The organism is Agrobacterium sp. 5Ca50 (genome assembly GCF_055381905.1).
In genome coordinates, this window is sequence record NZ_AP026440.1 from 151,170 (window position 1) to 168,392 (window position 17,223).

The 17,223-nt window shown below is 59.0% G+C and carries 18 protein-coding genes; 5 read left to right on the forward strand and 13 right to left on the reverse strand.

Annotation, left to right across the window (positions count from 1 at the left end):
- The 3 genes from ACZ5FM_RS22860 to ACZ5FM_RS22870 are packed head-to-tail and all read left to right on the forward strand — an operon-like array spanning position 1 to position 2,276.
- Positions 1-807 (forward strand): ABC transporter ATP-binding protein, encoded by an 807-nt coding sequence (locus tag ACZ5FM_RS22860; protein WP_275642890.1) that lies wholly within the window; start codon positions 1-3, stop codon positions 805-807.
- A 6-nt stretch (positions 808-813) separates the two neighbouring features.
- Positions 814-1,566 carry an ABC transporter permease gene (locus tag ACZ5FM_RS22865; protein ID WP_464041356.1) on the forward strand — a complete coding sequence of 251 codons (753 nt, stop codon included), beginning with the start codon at positions 814-816 and terminating at the stop codon, positions 1,564-1,566.
- Positions 1,566-2,276, forward strand: a complete 711-nt coding sequence (locus ACZ5FM_RS22870; protein WP_464041357.1) for a fumarylacetoacetate hydrolase family protein — start codon at positions 1,566-1,568, stop codon at positions 2,274-2,276. The genes ACZ5FM_RS22865 and ACZ5FM_RS22870 overlap by 1 nt, the downstream gene beginning before the upstream one ends.
- Before the next feature lie 350 nt (positions 2,277-2,626).
- Here ACZ5FM_RS22870 and ACZ5FM_RS22875 read toward each other — a convergent pair whose 3' ends face one another.
- The 7 genes from ACZ5FM_RS22875 to ACZ5FM_RS22905 all read right to left on the reverse strand — a co-directional run bounded on the left by ACZ5FM_RS22875 (position 2,627) and on the right by ACZ5FM_RS22905 (position 9,038).
- Positions 2,627-3,577, reverse strand: a complete 951-nt coding sequence (locus ACZ5FM_RS22875; protein WP_464041358.1) for an acetamidase/formamidase family protein — start codon at positions 3,575-3,577, stop codon at positions 2,627-2,629.
- A gap of 3 nt (positions 3,578-3,580) precedes the next feature.
- A complete protein-coding gene (locus tag ACZ5FM_RS22880; protein ID WP_464041359.1) occupies positions 3,581-3,994 on the reverse strand; it encodes a DUF3830 family protein in 414 nt (137 codons plus the stop codon).
- Between the two features lie 67 nt (positions 3,995-4,061).
- Positions 4,062-4,838 (reverse strand): ABC transporter permease, encoded by a 777-nt coding sequence (locus ACZ5FM_RS22885; RefSeq protein ID WP_259148107.1) that lies wholly within the window; start codon positions 4,836-4,838, stop codon positions 4,062-4,064.
- Complete coding sequence (locus tag ACZ5FM_RS22890) at positions 4,835-5,674, reverse strand: ABC transporter ATP-binding protein (RefSeq protein WP_192490003.1); 840 nt, start codon at positions 5,672-5,674, stop codon at positions 4,835-4,837. The genes ACZ5FM_RS22885 and ACZ5FM_RS22890 overlap by 4 nt, the downstream gene beginning before the upstream one ends.
- Positions 5,671-7,125, reverse strand: coding sequence for an allantoinase AllB (gene allB / locus ACZ5FM_RS22895; RefSeq protein ID WP_464041360.1), 1,455 nt, complete (start codon positions 7,123-7,125; stop codon positions 5,671-5,673). Before allB ends, ACZ5FM_RS22890 begins: the two co-directional genes overlap by 4 nt.
- A 15-nt stretch (positions 7,126-7,140) precedes the next feature.
- The gene (locus ACZ5FM_RS22900; RefSeq protein ID WP_464041361.1) at positions 7,141-7,932 is read right to left on the reverse strand and encodes an SDR family NAD(P)-dependent oxidoreductase; all 792 of its coding nucleotides are present in this window, start codon (positions 7,930-7,932) and stop codon (positions 7,141-7,143) included.
- 56 nt (positions 7,933-7,988) lie between these two features.
- On the reverse strand, positions 7,989-9,038 hold the full coding sequence (locus ACZ5FM_RS22905; RefSeq protein ID WP_464041362.1) for an ABC transporter substrate-binding protein: 1,050 nt from the start codon (positions 9,036-9,038) through the stop codon (positions 7,989-7,991).
- 152 nt (positions 9,039-9,190) lie between these two features.
- Between ACZ5FM_RS22905 and ACZ5FM_RS22910 the strand changes: the two genes are divergently transcribed.
- On the forward strand, positions 9,191-10,084 hold the full coding sequence (locus tag ACZ5FM_RS22910; protein WP_192490006.1) for a LysR family transcriptional regulator: 894 nt from the start codon (positions 9,191-9,193) through the stop codon (positions 10,082-10,084).
- 178 nt (positions 10,085-10,262) lie between these two features.
- Here ACZ5FM_RS22910 and ACZ5FM_RS22915 read toward each other — a convergent pair whose 3' ends face one another.
- Positions 10,263-10,610 carry a winged helix-turn-helix transcriptional regulator gene (locus ACZ5FM_RS22915; protein WP_192490007.1) on the reverse strand — a complete coding sequence of 116 codons (348 nt, stop codon included), beginning with the start codon at positions 10,608-10,610 and terminating at the stop codon, positions 10,263-10,265.
- Between the two features lie 156 nt (positions 10,611-10,766).
- Here ACZ5FM_RS22915 and ACZ5FM_RS22920 point away from each other — a divergent pair, with 156 nt between their 5' ends.
- The gene (locus ACZ5FM_RS22920; protein ID WP_275642900.1) at positions 10,767-11,501 is read left to right on the forward strand and encodes an SDR family NAD(P)-dependent oxidoreductase; all 735 of its coding nucleotides are present in this window, start codon (positions 10,767-10,769) and stop codon (positions 11,499-11,501) included.
- 175 nt (positions 11,502-11,676) lie between these two features.
- Here the strand turns inward: ACZ5FM_RS22920 and speB are convergent, their stop codons facing one another.
- The 5 genes from speB to ACZ5FM_RS22945 form a co-directional block, all read right to left on the reverse strand.
- The gene (gene speB, locus ACZ5FM_RS22925) at positions 11,677-12,630 is read right to left on the reverse strand and encodes an agmatinase (RefSeq protein WP_464041363.1); all 954 of its coding nucleotides are present in this window, start codon (positions 12,628-12,630) and stop codon (positions 11,677-11,679) included.
- Between the two features lie 70 nt (positions 12,631-12,700).
- Positions 12,701-13,621 (reverse strand): polysaccharide deacetylase family protein, encoded by a 921-nt coding sequence (locus ACZ5FM_RS22930; protein ID WP_464041364.1) that lies wholly within the window; start codon positions 13,619-13,621, stop codon positions 12,701-12,703.
- Positions 13,618-14,556 (reverse strand): ABC transporter permease, encoded by a 939-nt coding sequence (locus tag ACZ5FM_RS22935; protein ID WP_464041365.1) that lies wholly within the window; start codon positions 14,554-14,556, stop codon positions 13,618-13,620. The genes ACZ5FM_RS22930 and ACZ5FM_RS22935 overlap by 4 nt, the downstream gene beginning before the upstream one ends.
- Positions 14,556-15,650: an ABC transporter permease gene (locus ACZ5FM_RS22940; RefSeq protein ID WP_464041366.1), complete on the reverse strand. Its 1,095-nt coding sequence runs from the start codon at positions 15,648-15,650 to the stop codon at positions 14,556-14,558. The genes ACZ5FM_RS22935 and ACZ5FM_RS22940 overlap by 1 nt, the downstream gene beginning before the upstream one ends.
- Positions 15,647-17,176: an ABC transporter ATP-binding protein gene (locus tag ACZ5FM_RS22945; protein WP_464041367.1), complete on the reverse strand. Its 1,530-nt coding sequence runs from the start codon at positions 17,174-17,176 to the stop codon at positions 15,647-15,649. Before ACZ5FM_RS22945 ends, ACZ5FM_RS22940 begins: the two co-directional genes overlap by 4 nt.
- Between the last annotated feature and the right edge of the window lie 47 nt (positions 17,177-17,223).

The following is a 17,223-nucleotide window of genomic DNA, read 5'->3' on the forward strand; positions in this document are numbered from 1 at the left end:
ATGGCTCTTTCCATGACGGCCCGCACCATCGATCCATCGCGCTCAACCATGTCCGACGCCATTGTCGAGGTGCGCGACATCTGCAAACGCTACGGTGACATCGAGGCGCTCAGAAACATCAATCTTCAGTTCGAGCGCGGTAAGCTTACCACCCTGCTTGGTCCCTCTGGCTGCGGCAAGACCACGCTCCTGAAAATCATCGCGGGCCTTGTGCCTTCAACCTCAGGGGAGATCCGTGTCAACGGTAAGGTCGTCACAGGCCCCGGCCCGGAACGTGCCTTCGTGTTCCAGGATTTTGCCCTTATGCCCTGGGCCACCGTGTTGCGCAACGTTGCCTTCGGCCTTGAGCTCAAAGGCGTTCCGCAGGCTGAACGCAACCGCATCGCCAAGCACTATATCAGCGAGGTGGGCCTGACCGGTTTCGAGGAAAAGTATCCGCACGAACTCTCGGGCGGTATGCGCCAACGCGTCGGCATCGCCCGCGCCTTCTCGGTCAATGCGGATGTCCTGCTGCTCGACGAACCCTTCTCAGCCGTCGACGAACAGAACCGTCGAAAGTTCCAGGAAGATTTGCTGCAACTGGTCGAGAAGGAGCGCAAGACTTTCCTCTTTGTCACCCACTCGATCGAAGAGGCGGTCTACGTCTCCGATCGCATTGTCCTGCTTTCGCCGCGCCCTGGTCGCGTCTCCCAGATCATCGAGCCCAACATCGATCGCTCCGCTGCACCCGATGTCATCCGCCGCGACAAGGGCTATCTCGATGTGGTCGAAGAGATCTGGCAGGGCCTCAGGCAGTATGCGGAGTAACCGGCCATGAAACTTTTTGGCATCAAGATCCCCATGATGACATCGCTTATCTTCTGGGCGCTGATTTGGGAAATCGTCGGTCGGATGGACGTGATCTTCCTGGTCCCGCCGATGAGCGCGATCATCTCGGCCGGCTTTGAGCTGGTCGCGACGAACTCGTGGCAGAATGCATCACTGGTGACGATCCGGTCCTTCGTGTTGGGCATGGCCCTGGCCATCGGCATCGGCGTGCCGCTCGGTATCGCCATGGGCCGTTTCAAGGTCGTCGACAACATCTTCGGCCTTTGGGTCAACATGTTCGTCAGCGCGCCTCTTTCGGCTCTGGTTCCGGTTCTTATGATCCTGTTCGGGCTTGGCGAGACCACGGTGTTCGTCACGGTGTTCCTCTTCGCAGTCTGGATCATCGTGCTTGATGCACGGGCCGGCGTGATGCAGGTTCCGCCGTCGCTCATTGAGATGGGGCGTTGCTACGGTGCGTCCCGGTTCACCATCTTCACCAAGATCATTCTCTTCTCAGCCCTCCCGGAAATCCTGGCAGGCATCCGCATCGGTCTCATCCGTGGCGTGAAGGGCGTGGTCATTGGCCAGATCCTCGTATCTATCATCGGATACGGTGAACTCTTCGAGCTCTACTCCCGCAGCTTCGACATGGAGCGCTTCTGGGCTCTGACAATCATCCTCTTCGCGGTGGCAATGCTGCTGTCCGCGGCCGTGGAACTCTTCGAAAAACGCATCGAATATTACGCAGGAGCACGATAATGAACGACATGACCGCAACCAACCCCGCCTACGTCATCAATCCGGCCGCCATTCCGACCCTTCCGGTCGCCGGCAGCCAGGCACTTTTCCCGGTGCACCGCATCTACTGTGTCGGCCGCAACTTCGCCGACCACGCGATCGAAATGGGCCACGACCCAAACAAAGAGCCGCCGTTTTTCTTCCAGAAGAACCCGGACACCTTGGTTCTGTCGGGTACGGATTTCCCTTACCCGGCGCGGAGCAAGGACGTGCACCACGAAGTAGAGCTTGTCGTGGCGCTGAAGGGTGGCGGCAAAGATATCCCGCTTGATAAGGCACTGGACTGCGTCTACGGCTATGCCGTCGGCCTCGACATGACCCGCCGTGATCTGCAGAACGAAGCAAAGAAGCTCGGTCGCCCCTGGGAAACTGGCAAAGCCTTCGAGGCTTCCGCTCCCTGCGGCCCGCTGCATCCCGTGTCCAAGGTGGGACATCCCTCCGCCGGCGCGATCTGGATCAAGGTCAATGGCGAAGTGCGCCAGACGGGCGACCTTAACCAGATGATCTGGAAGGTTCCGGAAATGATTTCCTATCTCTCAGGTTTATTCACCCTGCAACCAGGCGATTTGATCTTCGCAGGCACTCCTGCCGGCGTCGGCGCGATCGTCAAGGGCGATGTCATGGTTGCCCATGTGGACGGCGTCGATGAACTGACCTTCAAGGTTGGCTGATCGCTATGAGCGGCGCGTCACCCGCGCCGCTCATTTTTCTGCCTTTCGACGTCGTGGTCGGCATCACGTCCACTTGGGAACGTCGATGCGTTGGTATGCGTGTAATTTGCCGATCAATACCTCTGCATCCGCATCGACAAAAGCCGTATGCTGGTGCGCAGGTGGCAGATTTCTCAGCGACCATATGATCGATGAGGCCGATAAAAGCATGAAGCACTTTCGTCGTGCCACCGTAGATCAGCTTGGATACCGGCCTTACCCAGCGCCATTGGCGACGTCTCCCGAGCCGCTAAATTGGAACAGCAGAAAACGGCGATCGATTTTTATCGCACGGTGGGTCATGGCATTCTTTATTCAGGCCTGGCCGGTGGGAAGACGGATTTGGGGATCATCACGTGAGCCCCCGTTGTAACGTTGACGAGTTGGGTAATCCGCACGTCGGCGGCGACGCTGCAGAGCGTGTAGGCATTTGCCGCACTCATGCCCGTTTGATTGCAGATGAGAGAAATGGCGCTGCGCAGGGCTTCACGAACGGCGAGGTCGAGGTTCTCGCCAAAGCCCATGGTAATCATATGGGTTGGTGTCTCGGCGTAAGGTAGCGGCATCAGTCCAGCTTTGATAACCGTAAAACGGAAACGTCCGGTCAACGCAGTTTCAACGGCGGTAAGGCAGACCTCGCCGTCGCCCTGCGCTGCGTGTCCATCTCCAATAGACACGAGCGCCCCTGCAACGGACACCGGCAAATAGAGTGTGGAGCCGGCGGTCAGTTCCTTGTTGTCTAGGTTGCCACCGAAATATCCCGGCGCAACCGATGAACGACGACCATCTTCGGCATTGGGAGCCGTCGCCATCACCCCGAAGAATGGCCGTGCTGTTAGTGCGCCACCCCAGGGAGTCGCGATGGCTCCTGTTTCCAGATCGATCCCGAAATGCACTGTATGCGGCTCTCCGAATTCTTCATGCAGCATACCCTTGCCGGGACGAATGATGTTGTAGCCCCAGTTGTCGCGTAATCTGACGTCAAGAATGTCGATCCGGAGGGTATCGCCAGGCATTGCCCCTTTGATTTTGATTGGCCCGGTCAAAATATGAGGGCCAAGCTCCGGCGATAGTGCCTGTTGGATGGATTTGAGTTCCGGACGCACGCAATATCCGGCGACAGGAGTTTCTTCCGCCGAGCCACTGACGGAGTGGACTGTGACGATATCACCATCAGCAATCTCCAGCGCCGGTGGCAGGGTCGCGTCGAGATAACCCCAATGGACCGTATCGATGCCTGGAAGAAGCTCGTGCTCGGCCATGGGTCAAGCCAGCTCGAAACGGATGGGCTGTGCGCCCTCCCATAATGTCGTCTTTCCGAGTGCGGGCAAATTCTCCAATCCCGAGGTCAGCGTGATGAAATGGTTTCCGGCAAGCTGCCCCATTTTCGAGGAAAAGTCGACGCCGCCATAGGCGAGCAGGATTTCGGTTTCACTGATGCCACCCGGATAGAGGATGATGTGACCTGGAGCCGGGTGGCTGGTGTGGTTTTCGTAGCCGACGCCGAAGTCTTCGTCGCCCAGCGGCACCCACACGCCTTCGCCACTCCAGCGGACATGGACGATTTGGCTTTCATAAGGAAGGCGTTTGAGGAAAGCGGCCGATGTTTTTGGCGCACTTCCGGTTTCGAGGCGGGCGTCGAAGGTAAACGGGCCTGCCGTTATTTTGAGCTTGGTCATGGGATTGTCCCTCTGAGGTTCGGCTCCGTCGTGGTAGAGGAGGCGAGGATGTGATTTTTAGGAAAGATCAGCCGTTGGCGGCGAAGTTATCGTTGCGCACTGCCCAACCAGTGACCCGTGCCTCTATGGCAGAGAAGATGATGTAGAGGGCGACGCCGAGAGCTGCGAGAATGAACAGCCCGGCAAACACCAGAGGCACGTCGAAGCTGGAGCTAGCGATCATCATCAGGTTGCCGATGCCGCGATTTGAGGCGACGGTTTCGGCGATGACCGTTCCGACGAATGCGAGCGTGGCGGCGACTTTCAGCGAAGCGAAGAAGTAGGGCATGGTCCGCGGCAACCCGATATTCCAGAGGATTTCGAGTTTCGTCGCCTTCAATGTCCGCATCACGTCCTGCAACTCGGGTTCCGTCGAGGCAAGACCGGTCGCCACATTGACGACGATCGGGAAAATGCACATCACCATCGCCGTCAGGATCGCCGGAACCGTTCCCGCTCCAAACCAGAGAACTAGGATCGGGACGATCGCAACCTTGGGGATCGAGGAAAAGCCGACCAGCATTGGATAAGCGACGTCATACGCAAGCTTTGACGATCCAATGAGCATGCCGAGTAGCACACCAATAATGATGCCGAGACCGAGGCCGACCAGCGTCGTGTAAATAGTCTGAAACGCATGCGGCCAGATCGACGGGAACTGGCTTACCAAGGTGTAGATGGCCTGTGTCGGACGGGGCAGGACCATTTCTGAGATCCCGAAGGCGAGGCAGATGACTTCCCAGGCGATGAAAAAGCCGAATATGCAGCAGGCGGAGAGAAGGCGACGTCTGGTATCCGGCTTCATGACTGATGCTCCTTGACGGCCCGTGCCGCGACGATGCGCTCGCGAAGCCTTTGCGTGAGGGAAACGAATTCGGGTTCGAAGGAAACATCGATCGTGCGCGGCCGGGCGAAAGGCACGGTGCTGTCTTCGATGATGCGACCCGGGCGCGCTTGCATCACGCAGATGCGGGATGCGAGGTAGGCGGCCTCCTTGAGATCATGGGTGACGAGCAGCACCGTCGGTTTTTTGTCGATCCAGAGGTTCTGCATGATCTCCCAGAGCTCCTCGCGGGTGAACTGATCGAGTGCGCCGAAAGGCTCGTCGAGCAGGAGCAGGGTGGGATCGTGGATCAGCGCCCGGCAGAGTGAAGCGCGCTGTTGCATGCCGCCCGAAAGCTGCCAGGGAAATTTGTCTCCGAAGCCAGTCAGGCCGACCTGCTTCAGGAGCGCCTCGGCACGATCCCGATATTCACCGCTCTTCTTCTTCGAATAGGTTTGTTTAAACGGAGAGACGATCTTCAGCGGCATCATCACGTTGTCGCGGATGTTGAGCCAGGGCAACAGTGTCGGGTTCTGGAAGGCCATGCCGATCCGAACGTTATTCGCACCGATTTCACGGCCGGCAACGAAGATGTGTCCCTGGGATGGCGAGAGCGTTCCCGCCACCAGCTTGAGGATCGTCGACTTGCCGCAGCCAGAGGGACCGACGAGAGCGACGAATTCGCCATTCTCGATCCTAAGCGACGTTTCCGCCAGTGCTACGGTCTTGTTCTTCTCGCCACCGAAGGTGACGTTCACCCTTTCCAGATCGATAATAGCATTACGGACTGCGATTTCGGTAGCGAGAGCTGATGTCATGCCGCAGCACTCCCCTTGTTCGTTGCTGTTTGAGACGTGACGGCTGCCATCGTCTGATCTGCGTGGCGGACGTCTGGCGTCGGCATCGCCTGAATGTCGTGGACCGAGCGCCCCCAGCCTCGTGCGTCTTCCTGAAGCTTGCGGTCCTTCATGGCGAAGCGGCCGCGGACGATCGTATGGATCGGAAGAGCGGTTGTCTCCATGCCGTGCCAGGGAGAAATCTTGGCGGTGGACTGGATCAGGTTGTCATCGACTGTCCAGGTGCGGTTGGTGTCGACAATAGCGATATCGGCGTCGGAGCCGACCATCAGCGCGCCCTTTTTCGGGAAGAGACCCCAGCACTTGGCCGGGTTTTCCGCGCTCCAGCGAACGTAGTCCGAGATGCTTGCGTTGCGGCGCGCGACTTCCGTCAGCATCAGCGGCATTTGGGTTTCTACGCCCGGGAAGCCGCAATCAACTGTCCAGATGTCTTCACGTGTCTTTTCCTCGATGGAATGCGGGGCATGGTCGGTGGCAATCATGTCGATCGTGCCGTCCACTAGCGCCTGCCAGATCGGGTCCTGGTTTTCCGCTTCTCGGACTGGCGGATTGACGCGGATCACGCCGCGCTTTTCCTCATAGTCGTCGGCTGAGAGGACCAGATATTGCGGGCAGGTCTCGCCGGTGATGTCAACGCCACGTGCCTTGGCTTCTGCGAGAGGCCGTAATTCGGCCGCAGAGGAGATGTGAAGGATGTGGATGCGGGCACCCGTCCATTCGGCGAGGATCGCAGCGCGGGCCACGGCCTCGGTGGCGACCACGGCCGGACGCGCGGCAAGATGCGCAAGCGCATCGGTGCGCCCCATCTGGCGAAGGCGTGCCTCGCGACGCTCCATGATCGAGTTCGTCTCGGCATGAAGCGAGATGCGCTTACCCGTAGGAGCGACGATCTCGAACAGTTCCAGCATTGCACCAGTGCTTGGCGACGGGATGCGGCCGAAGGTGTTGCCCATGTAGCATTTGAACCCGATGACGCCGCCATCGACCAGATCATGGATGTGCGGCAGGCTGTCTTCGCCGAGCACGGCGTAGAGGCCGTAGTCAACATGTGCCTTCGCGCTGGCGATTGCATGCTTTTCCTTAAGTGATTTCGCGTCGGAGATCGCTGGCAGGGTGTTCGGCATGTCAAAAACCGTGGTGACGCCGCCGAATGCCGCGGCCGCCGTGCCACTGGCGAAGTCTTCCTTCTGGGCATAGCCCGGATCGCGAAAATGAACATGGACGTCGATTGCACCGGGAAGAATGTGGAGGCCGGTTGCGTCGAGCGTTTCCTTCGCGGCAGGCATGGCACACTGCTCGCCGATGGCGAGGATTGTGCCGTCCTTGATGGCGATACTAGCCTTGTATTCGGTGTCCGGCGAAACGATGGTGCCGCCGTGGATGACGAGGTCTGCGGTGGTATCTGCGGTCATGACTTAGAACCTTCCTTAAAGTGCTGCCCAGCCGCCGTCGACCGGGATATCCGCGCCGGTGATCTGGCGCGATACGTCGCTGGCAAAGAACAGGCAGGCATTGGCGACATCTTCGTCGACGGTAATGCGCCTCAGCGCGTAATCCTCGGCGTGACGGATCGCGGCTTCCTCTTCGGTGATGCCGAGCTTCTGCGCCATGGTCTTGCAGACCTTGTCACGGAAGCGGGGCCCATCGACCATGCCGGGTGCGACGTTGTTGACGTTAATGTTGTGCTGGCCGACCTCAAGTGCGAAGCTTTTGGTGATGCCGCGCAGACCCCACTTGGATGCCGAGTAGGCCAAGCGACCGGAGCGTCCCCTCATGCCGAAGGTGCCGCCCACATTGACAACCTTGCCATAGCGGTTCTCAATCATCGACGGCAGGACTGCGCGGATCGTATGGAAGCAGCCGTTCATGTTAAGCGTGACGATCTCGTCGAATTCTTCCGGCGTGGTTTCGACGCCGGTCTTGCCCATAGGACCGGAGCCGCCTGCGACATTGACCAGAACGTCGATGCGGCCGAAAGCCTCGACAGTTTTCTCAGCCGCCGCATCGCATTGGCCCGCATCGGTGAGATCGCAGTCGATAACGATGACGGAGCAACCCCTGGAACGGGCGTCTTTAGCCACAGGTTCGATCGCTGCCGTGTCGCGACCGACAAGTGCGAGCTTAGAGCCCTCCCGGGCAAAGGCCAGCGTGATTGCCGCGCCCATGCCCTTGGCGGGGCCGGTGATAAAGACGACCTTATCCTTCAGCATCAAGTCCATGATGTTGCTCCGTTCGTTGTGTATGGAGAAAGGGGGACGGCGCACTGCGCCGTCGGTTACTTGACCGAGGTCAGAAGCTCGCGCTTGGCAGGCAGGAAGCTACGGTCGAAGACCTCGCCGACCGTCGGGCTGCGCGGCAGGCTATTGGCGTCTACAAGGATGTCGATCGACTTCGCCAGACGTGCTTCGTCGATATCACCGAGGCCGACGGTCGCAAGTTCCGGATGCGCCATCTCATCGGCCAGGGTCGCATCAAAGCGTTCGCGTTCTACGTCGGACTTGATCAGCGGCTCGCGGGCTTTCACAGAGGCGATGGCAGCCTCGGGATCTTTGATCGCGTCCTTGATGCTCTTGTTCAGCGCGCGCAGGAAACCCTTGATGGCATCGGGGTGATCCTTCATGAAGGTCTTCGAGACAATGATGGCGTTTGAGTAGAGGTCTATGCCGTAGTCGCCGTAGTTTATGAAGCGGATATCCTTGTCCGGATTAACGCCGATGAGTTTGGCGCTGAAGCGGATGGTGTTGACGTATCCGAAGACGCCGTCGACCTGGCCTTTCATCAGCATCTGCTCGCGCAGGTTCGGCTGCATGTTGGTGATCTCGACCGTGGAGCAATCCGTCTTGGTGATCGAGCAGAGAGCCGGGAATAGCTTCAGCGCGCCGTCGTTGGCGGCTCCGCCTAACGTATGCCCCGCGAAGTCGGCAGGAGTCTTGATCGGACTGTCGGCCTTGACGGCAACGGTAAAGGGCGGCTGATTATACATCATGAAGACGCCGACCGGGGCATCCTCCGGCTTCTTTGCCGCAAACTCGATTAGCGCGTTGATGTCGCCGAAGCCCATGTCGTAGGCACCATTGGCTACCAACGGGACCGCGGCACCCGAGCCATTACCTTGGTCCATCGTGACGTTCAGGCCTTCTTCCTTGAAGTAGCCCTTGTCCTCTGCAAGAAACAGCAAGCCCTGCGGTCCCTGATATTTCCAGTTCAGGACCAGCTTGATGTTGGTTTCCGCATGCGCGACCGCGGAAGCGCCAACCGTAGCAAGCGCCGTCATCGCAGCGAGTGCAACCATGCGGGCGTGTGTCTTCATCTGATGGTGAGCCATTCTCTGTTCCCTTGATCTGGTGGTTGGGGGCCGCCTTGTCCGGCTGCTCTTCGTCTGTGTTGCAATGCAGAAGTGCCACTATTCAGTGAACACATCTACCGCTATTATCGTGCATCAGCGGTGACAAAAAGGCCTCACTGAGGAGGAACGCCATGCGACATCTCAAGCTTTTAGAGCAAGTCTCGGAAATCGCCCGTGCTGGTTCGATCCGTCAGGCGGCGGAAAAGATGAACATCACGGCATCAGCGATGAACAGGAAAATCCAGGACCTCGAGCTTGAGATCGGAACGCCGATTTTCGAACGTCGAGCGCGTGGCGTGAGGCTGACGGCCGCCGGAGAGATGTTTGTCCGCTATGCACGAAGCCAGATCGCCGACGCGGAACGCCTGAGCTCCCAGGTTGAAGACTTGCGAGGATTGCGCCGTGGTCCCGTGAAAATCGCCTGCAGCCAGGCACTTGCGCTCGACTTCCTGCCCTCCCAGATCGGCGAGTTCAGAAAGGCCAATCCGCGCCTGGTGTTCAACATCAAGGTCATGGATCACAATGCCGCGATCAATGCTCTGATCGACTACGACGTCGATCTCGCGATCGTCTACCGCGCAGCCATGCGCCCCGCAGTTCGAATTCTGGCCTCGGTTCCACAAAGACTCGTCGCGATCATGCGCGATGACCATCCGTTGGCTAGCAAAGAGGTTTTGCGCCTATCCGACTGTGTCGGGCATCCGTTGGCATTGCCGGACCAAAGTCTTGGCGGACGCCAGGTTCTTGATGAAGTTATTGCAAGGCGCGACTTTCGGTTCGACGTCATGGCCGAATCCAATTCCTTTGAGATGCTCCGCGGCCTTGTGCTGCGCGGCAACATGATCTCCTTCCAGATTGACGTTGGCGCGCCGCGCGAAGAGTTCGGCATGGGTGTGGTTGGTCGGCCAATCGATGAACGCGATATCCCGCGATCCGACCTCGTGATGTGCCAGTTGCGCGGACGCATCCTGCCACTTGCCGCGGCAAGCTTTGCTGAGCGCATCGTGAAAGCGACAGCCAAGTAGAAATTGTCCGCTAATGGCGCACAGTGGCCGAGAGCTCATAATTGTTGACTGCTCAACAATCGGCTTTGGGGCCGCGGGCTTATTTTTGTACCCGCTGGTGCAGGCTACCGTTGCGTTAAGTTAGGTGGCCAGACTTGGTGAGTTCAATATTGGCATGATACCGACAAGAGCTTCGGCTTTACCGCAAAGCACCGCGCTCAGCGAAGACGCGCGTAACCTCGGCCATGTTGTCAGTGCCCCAAGAGCAGAGCGGCACTAAGGCTTCGGCCAAGCTCCTGCCCAGTGGGGTCAGACTGTAGTCGACGCGCGGCGGGACCTCTTTGTAGTCAGTCCGCCTCACGAGACCGTCAGCCTCCAACTCCTTGAGCTGTTGGATTAGGACTTTGTCGCTTACGTCGCGCACTGCGCGCCGAAGCGCACCGTAGCGGGTCGGGCCACCCTGGGCGACGAAGTACAAGATCAACGGTTTCCACTTCCCCGATATGACACGCAAGGTTGCGTCAAGTCCGCAGGTGAAGCCGGCCAGCGTCGGGGTGCAGGTCTCCGAAGGTGGTTCGGCCGCCGTCGGTGATACGGATGGGTGTGATCGATTTGACATTTCTAGGTACTTACCAAAAGGTGCATACTTGTCAATGGGTGCGTAGGTCGCCAGCTTAGTGTGATTACAACAAAGGAGCGCGACATGGGCAGACTACAGGGTAAGACAGCAGTTATAACGGGTGGCGGAAGCGGTATAGGTTTTGGAGCCGCCAAGCGGTTTATCGAGGAGGGGGCATTCGTTTATATTTTTGGCCGTCGGCAAGAAACGCTTGATGCCGCCGCTGCGCAACTTGGATCTTCAGCGCAGGCGGTTCAGGGCTCAGTGACCGATCTCTCCGACCTCGACCGTCTTTATGAAAAGGTAAAAAACGAGCGGGGCGGGCTCGACATACTCCTTGCTAATGCAGGAACCGGAGCGTTCGCGCCGCTCGGCGAGATTACGCCCGAGCACTATGACCAGATATTTGACCTCAATGTAAAGGGCACGGTCTTTACGGTACAAAAGGCACTGCCACTCATGACGGCGGGTGCCTCGATTATTCTGACGGGTTCAAGCACGGGTGTGATGGGGACACCGGCGTTCAGCATCTATAGTGCGACCAAAGCCGCGGTTCGAAACCTAGCGCGCAGTTGGGCGCTAGACCTGCGAGGTACCGGCATCCGTGTCAATGTGATGTCACCTGGCCCGATCACCACAGAGTTGGCACTGGAAGTTCTCGGTGACGAGGGGATGAACGCAATCGGAGCGACGACGGTGCTTGGTCGTATGGGCGAGCCATCTGAGACAGGCGGTGTTGCAGCATTTCTGGCATCTTCAGATTCCAGTTTCATGACGGGCGGCGAAGTCTTCGTTGATGGCGGCTTAGCGCAGGTCTAACACCAAGCCGCTGATGAATAGCGACACTGTTTCGTGAACGTGCCGCAGCGAAGGAGCGCGTTCGGATAATCATGCCGTCTGCGCGGCTCGGAAAGAAACGCAAACTTTATATCTCCTCCACTGTGTCAATTGGCGAGCATCTTGGATGCTCGCCAATTGACGTCTGCGGACACCTTCATTTGCTTCTATTCACGAAGATCCTGCCAATCGTGTTGAGCAGCAGCTGAGCCGCAAGAATGGCAGTGGAACCAGTGTGGTCATAATCCGGCGCGACTTCGACAAGATCGACGCCGACGATCGTACCGCGCTTCGCAAGCCCTGCGATCAATTCCAGCACTTCATAATAGATAAAGCCGCCATGGCTCGGTGTACCGGTGCCCGGTGCGATTGATGGATCGAATCCATCGATATCAATGGTCAGGTAATAGCGTTTGCCGGCCGGAATGCGCTCCAGAACGGCGTCGACACCGAGCTTGCGGATCTGCCGCACAGAAAGAATGTCCGAGCCCTTTGCGCGCGCATCGTCATAACCTTCCTTGGCAGTGGAGGAGACGTTGCGGATCCCGAGCTGCGTCATGCCAGTGACCCAAGGTTTTTCCGAGGCTCGGCGCAGCGGACTGCCATGGCCGAAGCGGACACCGTGGCGCTCATCGACGAAGTCCAGGTGCGCGTCGAACTGTACGACATGGATTGGCTCCTGCTCGCTGAAGGCGTTGATGCAGGGGATGTTGATCGAATGGTCGCCGCCGAGGACGACAGGCAGGGCGTTAGCCGCCAGAATTTTGCGCACGCCGTATTCGATATTGGCATGGCTGCTTATCGTGTCGGTGTGGATGATATCGGCATCGCCGAGATCGACCATGCGAACGCCTTCCAGGTAGGTGACGTCGTCCTCGTGGTCATAGGCTCCGGCATGGCCGAAGGCAAACAACGTTGAGGCTTCCCGGATGCCACGCGGCCCGAAACGGGCGCCGGACCTCCATTGTGTGCCGAAATCGAAGGGCGCGCCGAGGATCGCGACATCGGCTTCGATCTGGTCCCAGTTTTCCACATAGGGGCTTTTGGCGAAGGTCGAGATGCCTACGAACGGCAGGTTCAGCCGTCCGGAATCATATCCGTGGGAGGCCATTACAGTTCCTTTCAAAATGGTTAGGGCACAGGGGCCGTGAATTTTCAGGCAATCGGTGGGAAGCGACCGCTTATGCGAACCGGGGTGCGCTGAGCTCTACCGGCCCGTCATATTGCGGCATCGGGATTTCCCTTGGTGTGTAGAGCCCCTTGGCGATGACGTCGCGAACATGCGCGGCGATCTCTTCCATTGGCGCGAACCAGACATCGCCGCGGGCGACGACTTCTTCGAGATATTGGCTGACGACATGCCAGCGTGCCAGGCGGCCGGTGGCGAAGGGGTGGACGACAGGAATCCACAGACCGCCATAAAGATAGGCCGCCTCGAACTCCTCGCGAAAGATCTGGAAGCCGTGGCTCGGCGAGCGGATTGGCATCATGTAATCAAGGTCCATCGACTGCACATATTGCGGCCAGTCGTCGACGCCCCAGTGCGTTGGTAGCTCGACGAAATCGCCGCCCGCGGCCTGGACCAGATACGGCACGTCATCGGCCATCAGCGAACTGTCATATTGGAAACCGCGCTCAACCAGGAGCCGCGCCGTCTGGTCGGAAAAATTGTAAAGCGGCGCGCGAAAACCGCGCGGCGCCTTGCCGGTGACCCGTTCGATCACGTCACTCGATCGGTCGAGCCAATAGGCCTGTTCCTCTGCGCTTTGCTTGACCGGATTTTCGTGCAGGAACCCGTGCTGGCCGATCTCGTGGCCACCGGCGAGAATGGTTTCGATTGCCTGCGGATAGCGCTCTATGCACCAAGCCGGGATGAAAAAGGTCTGCTTTAGGCCGAGCCGACGATAGGTCTCGACGATGCGAGGAATAGCGACGGTCGGTCCGTATTGCAGCATGGAGAGGGCTGAAGCGCGTTTGTAGCCGTCTTGCGGATGGTCGATGTGGATGAGGCTTTCGGCATCCATGTCGAAGGTGACACAGGCTGCGCATTTGGCACCGTTCGGCCACGGAACGGGATTGGTGATCATGTCTATGCCTTTCATTTGCCGCTGCGCTCGAATTTTCTGCCGACGGCGGCTGGCGCGTGGACCTTGCCCGAGAACAGGACCAGGGCTGCGAGGGCCGCGATGAAGGGCAGGGTGGAGAACAGCTGATAGGGAATTTCGGGGCTGCCGAATTGCAGCCGCAGTTGGGTAGCGTCAGCCATGCCGAATGCGAGGCAGGCGATGGCTGCGCCGAGTGGGTTCCACCGCCCGAGGATGACGGCGCCGAGCGCTATGAAGCCTTTGCCCGCGCTCATGTGCTCGGTGAAGACATGGACCTGCGAGAGAACGATATAGGCGCCGCCGAGCCCGCCCAGCATGCAGGAGCCGAGGACCGAGAGGAAGCGAAGCCGTTGCACGTCGACGCCGGCCGTATCGACCGCCATCGGCTGGTCGCCCGCAGCCCGCACAAGCAGTCCCCATGGCGTGCGGTAAAGCAGCATCCAGCCGAGCGGCACGATGACATAGGCGAGATAGGCAAGCGGCCCCTGGCTGAACAGGACGGGGCCCACGATTGGGATATCTGACAGAAGGGGAATCGGCATGACGGCGAAGCCAGGCAACGGCGCGGTCGCGTTGTTGCCCATGATCTGGCGGGCGAGGTAGGCTGTCATGCCGCCGACCAGCAGATTGATTGCGATGCCGGCCACCAACTGGTTGATGCCGAGGCCGACCGAGAGCCCGCCTAGCAGAAGGCCGAGCAGGCTGGCGATGACCAGGGCCATAAGGAGGCCGCCCAGAGGGTCGCCGAACCACCACGTGCCGATTGCTGCGCCGAAGGCGCCGCCGAGGATACAGCCTTCGATGGCGATGTTGAACACGCCGCAGCGCTCCGACCAGACGACGCCGATCGCGGCAAAGATGAGCGGGATCGACAAGCGTAGGGAGGACGAGAGAAAATCGGTGAGGAACGCCGGATTCATAATGTAATCCATCACTTGGCCTCCTGCGATTGAACAGCAAGCGCAGCGTTGAGCCTCTGGCGTCTGGCAAACCAGGCGCGCCACTGGTCGGCCTTGAACGTGAAGGCCTGCGATGCGGCGACGCAAATGATGACAATGCCTATTACCGCGTCGACAACGGTGCTTTCCAGTCCTATTGCGCGCTGCATCATCAGTGCGCCACTTTTCAGGCCACTGAGGAAGAAGGCGGCGATTACCGACATCAGCGGATTGAGCTGTGCCATGAAGGCGACGACGATGCCGTCAAAGCCGAAACCAGCAGAGAACAGGTGGTAGAGACGGTGTTTCAGCCCAAGAATTTCGAAGCTTCCAGCCAAGCCGCCGAGTGCGCCGGAAAGAAACATGGTCGAGATCACGGCGCGCCCAACGTCGACGCCCGCATAACGCGCCGCCTGTGGATTGCGGCCGACGAGATCGAGCGAGAAGCCGAGCGTTGAAGAACGGAGCAGAACCCATAACAATATGGCAATCAGTAAACCGAGCACCACGCCGAAATGAGCATCCGTCATTGGCATGATAATCGGCAGAAATAGGCCTTCCGGAATTTCCTCGGAATAGGGATAAGGCGCACCGTCCTGCATCATCGGCCCGCCTGCGAAATAGCTGACGAGATTGATGGCAACGAAATTAAGGAGCAGCGTGACGATCACCTCGTTAACGCCCCGCTTAGCCTTCAACACGCCCGCGATCATGCCCCATGCCCCGCCGGCGAGCGCACCGCTGAGGATGGTGAGGATGAGATGTAATGTTGTCGGAAGCCCGGTGACATAGAGCGCAACGATCGAGGAGAACAGACCGCCCATGTAGATCTGCCCCTCAACACCCAGATTGAGAAGGCCGCCGCGCAACGAGAGGATGACGGCGAGGCCGGCGAGCAGGATCGGCGACATCTTTACAAGCGTGCCGGATATTCCCCAATAATCGAGAAAAGCACCGTTGATCAGCGCGGAGTAGGCGGCAAGCGGATTGCCGCCGGAAAATAGCATCAGCAGTGCGCCAAGCGCGAAGGCTATACAGAGAGCCCAGACGGTGCGCAGGGCATAGAGCGTTGCGACGAGACGGATCATGGGGCCTCCGGTGTTTCACTGATACCAGCCATAAGGCTGCCGATACGCTCAACCGTCGCCTCGGCGCGCGGCAGCATGCCGGTGAATTGGCCACCGCAGATCACTGCGACACGATCGGCTACGGCGAGGATGTGCTCGAGTTCGGTCGAGATATAGAGGATGGCAACACCCTCGGCGCGTGCCTTGAGAATGGCGCGCTGGATAAGTTCGATGGCGCCTACATCGACGCCTTTGGTGGGCTGCATGACCACCATAACCGCGGGTCTGGCCTCGATCTCACGTGCAAAGATCAACTTCTGTTGATTGCCGCCAGAGAGGAAGCGCACCGCTTGATTGAGACTGCGCAGCCGCACATCGTAGCGCTTCACCCAGTCGGCGGCGATGTCGCGCATGCGTGTTGGCTTGAGCCATCCCCTCAGCGAAAATGGTTGCCGCCGGAAATCGCGTAGTGCTGCGTTCTGCCAGACAGAGAGATCCAGAACGAGGCCCGTATGCTGTCGGTCCTCCGGAATGGACGAAATCTTTGCGTCGTGGCGGCGCTGGTCGATGGTCATGGGCAGAATGTCTGCTCCGTTAAGTGTTAGTGTGCCGCCTTCAGGGCGCAGTATACCTGTCAGAACCTCGGCCAGTTCGGATTGGCCGTTGCCATCGACGCCGGCAATCCCGAATATTTCGCCCGCCCTAAGCTCAAAGGAGACAGCCTTGAGTGCCAGGGCGCCACGGCTATTGCGAGCCGCGAGTCCGCGGGCTTCGAGGACGACAGGGCCGGGATCCGGGCGCTCGACGTCGTAAGATGATAGCGCGACATCGCGCCCGACCATCATTCTCGCCATGTCGGACTTTTCGAGACCAGCGACATCCTGCTCTGCCACGACACGGCCCGATCGCATCACAGTGATGCGATCCGCGACGGCGGCCACTTCCTCTAGCTTGTGGGTAATGAGGACAACAGTCTTTCCCTCTTCACGCAGGCGCCTAAGTCCCCGCAGCAGTCCATCGACTTCCTGTGGCGCAAGAATGCTTGTCGGCTCGTCGAAGATAATAATTCGCGCCTCGCGATAGAGCGCCTTTAGGATTTCGACCCGTTGACGCATGCCCATGGGCAACGTCCAGACCGGTGCGTGGAGATTGACGTCGAAACCATAGCGACGCGACAGCGCGTCAATCTTTGAGGAATGCTCGTCAAGTGACAGACGCATACCCTGGCCAGGAAGTCCCAGAATAATGTTCTCAACCACGGACAGTGTATCCACCAGCATGAAATGTTGATGGATCATGCCGATGCCGTGGTCGAGCGCTGCACGTGGCGATGGGATACTGACGGTCTGACCGAAGACCTCCACCTCGCCTTCATCGGGCTGGTAAAGACCGTAGAGGATGTTCATCAGTGTCGTCTTGCCGGCGCCGTTCTCTCCGAGGATCGAGTGGATAGTGCCCGCGGCCACCGTCATTTCGATCGCGTCGAGCGCGCGGAATTCACCGAACAGTTTTCCGACTCCGTGAAGGCAAAGGGCAGGAACCACCATGCGACCAACCTTTCTCTGGCAACCGAGGCCGCCGGCAGAAGGCAATT

Coding starts and splice junctions, on each gene's coding strand:
- ACZ5FM_RS22860 (WP_275642890.1), top strand. CDS start 1: ATGGCTCTTTCCATGACGGCCCGCACCATCGATCCATCGCGCTCAACC.
- ACZ5FM_RS22865 (WP_464041356.1), top strand. CDS start 814: ATGAAACTTTTTGGCATCAAGATCCCCATGATGACATCGCTTATCTTC.
- ACZ5FM_RS22870 (WP_464041357.1), top strand. CDS start 1,566: ATGAACGACATGACCGCAACCAACCCCGCCTACGTCATCAATCCGGCC.
- ACZ5FM_RS22875 (WP_464041358.1), bottom strand. CDS start 3,577: ATGGCCGAGCACGAGCTTCTTCCAGGCATCGATACGGTCCATTGGGGT.
- ACZ5FM_RS22880 (WP_464041359.1), bottom strand. CDS start 3,994: ATGACCAAGCTCAAAATAACGGCAGGCCCGTTTACCTTCGACGCCCGC.
- ACZ5FM_RS22885 (WP_259148107.1), bottom strand. CDS start 4,838: ATGAAGCCGGATACCAGACGTCGCCTTCTCTCCGCCTGCTGCATATTC.
- ACZ5FM_RS22890 (WP_192490003.1), bottom strand. CDS start 5,674: ATGACATCAGCTCTCGCTACCGAAATCGCAGTCCGTAATGCTATTATC.
- allB (WP_464041360.1), bottom strand. CDS start 7,125: ATGACCGCAGATACCACCGCAGACCTCGTCATCCACGGCGGCACCATC.
- ACZ5FM_RS22900 (WP_464041361.1), bottom strand. CDS start 7,932: ATGGACTTGATGCTGAAGGATAAGGTCGTCTTTATCACCGGCCCCGCC.
- ACZ5FM_RS22905 (WP_464041362.1), bottom strand. CDS start 9,038: ATGGCTCACCATCAGATGAAGACACACGCCCGCATGGTTGCACTCGCT.
- ACZ5FM_RS22910 (WP_192490006.1), top strand. CDS start 9,191: ATGCGACATCTCAAGCTTTTAGAGCAAGTCTCGGAAATCGCCCGTGCT.
- ACZ5FM_RS22920 (WP_275642900.1), top strand. CDS start 10,767: ATGGGCAGACTACAGGGTAAGACAGCAGTTATAACGGGTGGCGGAAGC.
- speB (WP_464041363.1), bottom strand. CDS start 12,630: ATGGCCTCCCACGGATATGATTCCGGACGGCTGAACCTGCCGTTCGTA.
- ACZ5FM_RS22930 (WP_464041364.1), bottom strand. CDS start 13,621: ATGAAAGGCATAGACATGATCACCAATCCCGTTCCGTGGCCGAACGGT.
- ACZ5FM_RS22935 (WP_464041365.1), bottom strand. CDS start 14,556: ATGGATTACATTATGAATCCGGCGTTCCTCACCGATTTTCTCTCGTCC.
- ACZ5FM_RS22940 (WP_464041366.1), bottom strand. CDS start 15,650: ATGATCCGTCTCGTCGCAACGCTCTATGCCCTGCGCACCGTCTGGGCT.
- ACZ5FM_RS22945 (WP_464041367.1), bottom strand. CDS start 17,176: ATGGTGGTTCCTGCCCTTTGCCTTCACGGAGTCGGAAAACTGTTCGGT.